General features: G+C 41.3%; 5 protein-coding genes. All 5 read right to left on the bottom strand.

The window, feature by feature from the left end:
* On the bottom strand, positions 1-347 hold a 347-nt coding region (locus J8L97_RS22115), incomplete at its 3' end, for a hypothetical protein (protein ID WP_211052825.1).
* Between the two features lie 187 nt (positions 348-534).
* Complete coding sequence (locus J8L97_RS22110) at positions 535-3,639, bottom strand: efflux RND transporter permease subunit (RefSeq protein WP_211052824.1); 3,105 nt, start codon at positions 3,637-3,639, stop codon at positions 535-537.
* Complete coding sequence (locus J8L97_RS22105; protein WP_211052823.1) at positions 3,636-4,883, bottom strand: efflux RND transporter periplasmic adaptor subunit; 1,248 nt, start codon at positions 4,881-4,883, stop codon at positions 3,636-3,638. Before J8L97_RS22105 ends, J8L97_RS22110 begins: the two co-directional genes overlap by 4 nt.
* Complete coding sequence (locus tag J8L97_RS22100; RefSeq protein ID WP_211052822.1) at positions 4,876-6,270, bottom strand: efflux transporter outer membrane subunit; 1,395 nt, start codon at positions 6,268-6,270, stop codon at positions 4,876-4,878. The genes J8L97_RS22105 and J8L97_RS22100 overlap by 8 nt, the downstream gene beginning before the upstream one ends.
* 493 nt (positions 6,271-6,763) lie before the next feature.
* Positions 6,764-6,988: a hypothetical protein gene (locus J8L97_RS22095; protein ID WP_211052826.1), complete on the bottom strand. Its 225-nt coding sequence runs from the start codon at positions 6,986-6,988 to the stop codon at positions 6,764-6,766.
* Positions 6,989-7,047: the final 59 nt, after the last annotated feature.

Below are 7,047 nucleotides of genomic sequence, written 5' to 3'. Positions count from 1 at the left end.
ATTTTCACCCGTTTTGCCTCTCCAGTAACTAATATGGTTTTATTAATAAAGTAGCTTTCAGGGTGAGCACCAAATTTTGCAATAAAGTCATGTATGACTTTTGGGTGAAGTGACACAGAGATATTTCTTCTGTCTCGATAATCTAATTCAGTATTTAAATAAGTCGTGCGATGTTGCGTTCCCGATGCTTTTATAGGGAGCTGAAATGTCCCTTTTAGCCCATCTGGTGTGTTTCCTTCACTCAAAGCTATAATGTCCATCACATTGGTAAAGTACACATTTTTAGAAACATTAGGCGTGCTGCATGCACTGAGAAAAAAAACAGCGATAAATAGTAAATACTTCAATTGTATAATTTCCTTATTAGTATATTTAATGAGCACAACAAAGCCCATTCTCACATTGATTTTTAACACCCCAATATTAATTCATTTATGATTTATAATCAAAAAGTTAGATTAAAAAGCAGCGTTCATAAAAAATAAAGGCACATTTATGTGCCCTTATTTACTTATTTTGTGACACGGCATAACTCTACACTGGGTGCGCCCTTAAACGGGCCGAGAAGCTAATCATTTTTTCCGTCAATAGGTAATTTACCGGCACCAAAATTAAGGTAATGAGTGTGGCGAAAATAATGCCGAACCCAAGAGATACCGCCATGGGTATTAAAAACTGAGCTTGTGTTTGCTGCTCGAATAATAGCGGCATCAAACCACAAAAAGTGGTGATACTGGTCAACATAACAGGTCTAAACCGAGCGGCGCCCGCATTCAGTACTGCAGTCATTGTATCAAGCCCTCGCTGACGTTGCTTATTGATGTAATCCACCAATACCAATGAATCATTCACGACAACGCCTATCAGTGCCAACATACCTAATAAACTCATTATCGTTAGCTCCATTCCCATGATCCAATGACCTACCACCGCGCCTATCATGCCGAAAGGGATGACACTCATTACAATAAGAGGCTGCAAGTAAGATTTAAATGGGATAGCCAACAGCGTATAAATTACAAAAAATACAAACAGTAACGCCCAGCCTAATGAGCTAAACGACTCGCGCTGCTCTTTTGCTTCGCCTTCTAATGAATGACTGACACCAGGGTACTGGATCACCAATTGATCTAAGTACACTTTCAGTTCCTCTTGCAGCACGGTCATATTGGTATTTTCTTTTTCAATGTCTGCCGTCACGTTCACGGTTCTATATCTGTCGATTCTATAAATGCTCGAAGGGCTTTGCCCCGGCGTTAGCTTGGCGATATGGCTAAGCGGAACAGTTTGTCCATTTGGTGTATTAATGAGAATATCATTGAGGGTGGTTAAGTTACTGCGCTCAGTTAAGGGTAACCTCACCATCACGCGCACATCATCTCGACCACGCTGAATTCGCTGTACCTGTGCACCAAAAAATGCACTGCGGATCTGGCGTGACACATCTGTGCGAGTTAACCCAAGCGCTTTCCCCTGCTCAGTCAAATCGATTTGTAACTCTTCTTTGCCATCGCTCAAGCTGTCAACAATATCGAACACTGTGGGATAAGTATTGAGATTTTCCTTCACTTTATTTGCCACTTCTTTCAACACAGTTAAAGAAGTCCCCGTTAACTGAACGTCAATTGGATCACTTGAACGACCAATCTCAGCTCTAAACGTCAAGCTTTCTGCCCCTGGGATTTGACCGATGAGCTGCCGCCATTCGCTGACTAATGCGCGTGAGCCAATATTCAATGCACGTGTCTCTGGTGGTGTGATCTCAAAACGTACTCTACCCACATTACCAGCGCCGCCGCGTCCCCCTGTGGTTGCCAAAATATGCGTTATTACACTCTCCCCGGTCTCAGGATCTCTATATTTATCTTTTAATATCTGCGCCTTATCAGACATTAAATCGATATATTTTGCCGTTACTTCAAAGGGGGTTCCCGTTGGCAAAGTCAAATTTGCCCTGACGGTTTCACTGGGGATCCGCGGGAAAAATATAAACTTAGTCCAACCACTGCTGATCAGCGCAATAATAATGAAAAAGACCCCAATAAAGGCGCTTAATGTTACGCCTTTGTTGGAGACCGCGCGCTTTAAAAGCGGGTGGTAATACTTTAAGATTCCACGTTCAAACCCATCTGCAAAATTTTGTTGAAATTGACTAAAGCGACTTACTTTTCCCTTTTCTTTTCTTAACTTAAGATATTTAAGATGAGCAGGTAAAACAAACTTAGATTCAACCAAAGACATCAACAAGACGGGAATAACCACAACAGGAATTTGCGCAAACAAAGCACCTCTTGCTCCGTCAATAAAAGCCAACGGTAAAAATGCCGCCACGGTGGTTAAAATACCAAAAGTCACCGGAGTGGCCACCTCAGTCGTACCACGGATGGCGGCTTGCTCACCTGATTCAGCACTATTAAGGTGGGTATAAATATTTTCTCCGGTTACAATTGCATCGTCTACGACGATACCTAACACCAGAATAAATCCAAATAAACTCATTATATTCAGTGTGATACCAAAGAATGGCATCGCTAAGAAAGCCCCCATAAAAGACACCGGTATACCAATAAAAACCCAAAAAGCAATCGCAGGTCTCAAGAACAAGGTTAATAAGGCCAATACCAAAATCCCGCCTTGCATTGCATTAGAGGTCAAAGTTGAGATTCGATTTTTCACAATGGTAGAATCATCATCCCAATAGCTTAACTCATAGCCATAAGGCAAAGTATCTTGACGGCTTTCAATATAAGCCTTTATTTTATCCGCGACTTCAATGGCACTTTGCTGGCCAATTCTATATACCTCAATAAATGCAGCTTGTTTACCATTAAAGCGTGTTCTGACTGGTGTTTCTTCAAAATCATCTAAAATGGTAGCAATATCATCTAAACGGATCACAGAACCGTCCGCATTGGTTTTAATGGCTATTTGGGCAAATTCATCTTTACGATACGCTTGTCCTTTTGAGCGTAATAAAATATCGCCTCCTGATGATTTTAAATTCCCCGCAGATACATCTGCACTAGAACTCGCGATCAGGTTAGAAACCTGATCTATGGTTAAATTGTATTGGCGGAGTTTGTCTTGGCTGACTTCAATGGCAATTTCATAGTCTCTCACACCATCCAGTTCTATTTGTGTCACGCCATCAATACGCAACAAATCATCTCTGACTTGCTCAGCAAACTCACGAGTTTCTTCCTCGCTATAGTCTCCCGAAACCGTTACCGTAATAACGTCTCGCTTGCGTTGTGCCAACGAGATCACCGGCTTTTCTGCGTCTGCAGGAAAGGTATTTATCGCATCTACTCGACTTTTTATATCTGCCAACATGTCTCTGGCATCATAGCCGGTATCTACCTCTATTGTAACGGACGCGGAACCTTCAGCTGAGCGACTCGATATTTTTTTAATACCCTCTAAGTCTTGTACAGCTTCTTCAATTCGAATAGCAACGCCCTGTTCAACATCTTCAGGGGTGGCGCCACGAAGCGACATATTGATACTAATTCGATCCGTTTCAAATGAAGGAAACACCTCTAATGGTATTTGTGTTGAGACTGAGAACAACCCTCCGAGCAAAATTGAAATCATCAGCAAATTAGCCGCCACATGATTTCGTGTAAACCATGCAATCATAAGTCAGCTCCTGGAGCGTTGTTTCGTCGCTCTTGTCTATCACCCTTTGTTTTGCGCTTATCAGCAATATGAGGTTCACTGTTATCATTAATAACCACCACTTTGGTCCCTGAACTCACTTGGCCAAGCGGCGTTGTTACCAAACGCATGCCTGCGTCTAAACCCGATTTTACAATGGCGATTTCTTTATTTTGCCAAGCTAACTGAACGTCCTTTCTCATCAGTAAATTATCGTTATTTAACACATACACATAACTGCCCTGATAAATGGCATTATTGGGGATTATAATTATATTACAGAGGGTTTTTCCGGTGATTTGCGCATTAACATACTGACCAATTTTAATCGCAAACCCAGCCATTTTGTCCACTGAATAGGGGTCTTCAATTTGAGCAACAACATACAATTGTTGAGATTGCTCACTGATAGCCCCTTCCGTTCTGATTATTTGCCCATGCCATTGCTGGGTGCCTACCAGATCTGAGGTCAAGGTCACTTGGGTTTGAAGCCCATTATGGGTGCCCTCTCTAGAGCGTTCTGGTAAATTAATAAACGCCAAATCACGGTTATTAATTGGTAGTCTTATTTCAACATAATCTATGGCGTAAATTTCAGCTATTTGGCCATTACTAGACACAACCTGACCTAAGTCGACTTTTTTCGATAATACTCTGCCTGAGAATGGCGCTACAACAGATGTACGCTCCAAAGCCAACTGCGCTTTTTCCAATTTAGCCTGTGCCGACAGTACATTAGCGTGTTGTGCTGCCAATTGTGGCTTACGTAAAACCAACTCACTGGCTTGACTACCATTACCTAAACGCAGCCAATCTTCCTTCGCTTGCTCACTGCGTGCCTGTTCTTCTAACAAAGCCTGCTCTGCACTTAGCAAAGTCGCCTGTGATATTTTTACTTCTGCTTGGTAATCTCTATCGTCAATACGCAGCAACACATCTCCTTTTTCAAAGAACCCACCATCTCTAAAATGATCGTTTATGTAACTCACTTCACCTGAGACTTGCGCAACCAACATACTCTGAGTTCTCGGTTTTACAACGCCATAACTGGCAATGTTCAAGGTAAACTCGCTAGATTGAAGTTGTTCAATTTCAACCAACATCTGCGCTTGAGGCTTGCTTTTTGAACGACTATTCTTTGGTGGGTTATTAACAATCAACATAATTGCGGCAACCGATATAACCAATACTGCGACTGGCAATAAAATGCGTTTTCTCTTATTCATTGACTGTGCCTTTTACCTGTCCTGATTGAAAATCGCCGCCAAGTGCTAAGTGTAGCTCTACGCGATTTTTAATGATTTGATTCTTAATTGAGATAAGTCCACTTTGCGCTTCAAATGAGCGTTTTTGAGCATCTAATACGGTTGTATACGACACTAAGCCTTTTTGATATTGCGCGAAAGATAATTGCTCAGCTAACTTGGCATTTTTTGCAGCAGCAGAGGTATTTTCGTATTGGCGTTGCAATGACTGTTCATTGGTGATGCCATTTTCTACCTGTTCAAAAGCGTGATGAAGTGCTTCTAGATAAGATAATTCTGTTACCTGTAATTCAATTCGCGCCTTTTCTTCATTGGCGGCCAATTTTCCCGCATTAAATAACGGCGCTGTAATACCAGATAATAACGACCACCCCACACTAGAAGACGACAATAAATCAGCCAAGTCATCACTACTCGTCCCGTATTTCGCGGTTAAATTAAAACTTGGAAAGCGCTGTTTATGAGCGTATGCAAGCGCAGCATCTTGCGCTAGCAGTTGATGCCAACTTGCACGCAACTCAGGTTTACGACGAATAAGCTCTGAAGGTAAACCCAATAGTAATGCCGAATCTATGACCGGCAACGTTGCTTCTACTTCAATAAGGCCTGCGGGATAATGCCCCAATAAACGCTCTAATTCGCGTTTTTTTTGCACACTTAACGCACTTTGACTGGCTAGCTTGGCTTTTTCATTACTCTGCTCATTACGTGTTAAATACACATCTAAAGCATTATTTAAGCCTTGTTTGTAACCACTCTCAATAATATCTAAGTTTTGCTTCGCCAACTCCGCTCTCTCTTGTAGCAACATGAGCTGACCTTGAGATTCAATGACCGAGAACCATGCTATAACAACTTTGGCGACTAAGTCATAGGTATGCTGAGATAAAGTTTCTTGCTGTGCTAACAACGACAAATTATCTCTGCGTTCGCCAGCAGAGAGTTTACCCCATACATCTAATTCATAACGCAGTGTTAAGTCTAATGCGTGATTATTTCCAGTGGTACCTGACGACGCATTTTTCCGGCGGCTACTATCCAAAGACATATCGAGAGAGGGCCACAAAGCACTACCTGAGACAATAAGCTGCTGCTTTGCTGATTCGACCGCCAGCTGTTGCTGCTTGAGTACGCGATTATTTTCTATGGCGATGTCAACTAACTGATGCAAGTGTGATGTTGAGAACTGTTCCAGCCAGTTTAAATCAACTGGTTGTAAAGTTTGTGGGTACTGCCATGCACTCGGAATTACCAAATTTTGCTGATAATCGGGAGAAATATCAAACGTACTCGTACACCCAGTTAACACTATTGCTACCGCGACACTGACTGCGGTTATTTTTAGCATTATAATTCTTTCCTGTTAGGTTATAAGACACTAATTAGTTATTTCTAGTGTAATTTGCTTAATCGTCAAGTCTCAACAAACTTTACAAAGACTTACATTCAATATTGCTCAACTTAGACTATTCCCTCGCAGTAAAAAGCATACGATTTGATCTGATTATTCTAAGTGCTCAGGGAAAAATACAAGCACCATTAGTGCCGTTTAGTTATGAATATGATATACAACAAAGGGAAACTGGCTGGTAAAAATAGCCATAAGAAACAATCGATATGATGCTATAAACATCACTTTCAAATAACTGACAGCAGAACAGCTGTAATAAACGACGTTATGTATAGTAAAAATACAGACTAAACACAGCACAAACTTGGGGCTAAAGTCACTGTACATTGGATAATATACGTACTTTAACCACAATCACGCTAACTCATGCTTAGTCACATAATATCTCATAGCCCCTATTTGATTTACGCGCTACAAGCTCTAATACAGGTTAACCTTCAGCTTTACTCACAATTATGGAAAACGCTTTGCCATCCATATTTATACTTGCTTCTTTGCCAAGCTCAACCTCTAAAGTCGGTGACATCTGTTTTCCATCTAGCTCTAACTCGCTGACTATACTAACCGTGGAGTCATCAATCGGTGTAACAGTTAGTGAAAAACGATACAATTCACTGACTGAAATTGACCCTGTTTCATTTGATGTTCTGCACAACTAAATCAGGACACTATTCTTAAGGAATTTTGTTCATACTCTACTGGCGACAGATCACT

Source organism: Pseudoalteromonas sp. MMG012, from assembly GCF_018100875.1.
GTDB lineage: Bacteria > Pseudomonadota > Gammaproteobacteria > Enterobacterales > Alteromonadaceae > Pseudoalteromonas > Pseudoalteromonas aurantia.
The sequence above is the reverse complement of the archived record's forward strand: the minus strand, read 5'-3'. Positions and strand labels throughout refer to the sequence as shown.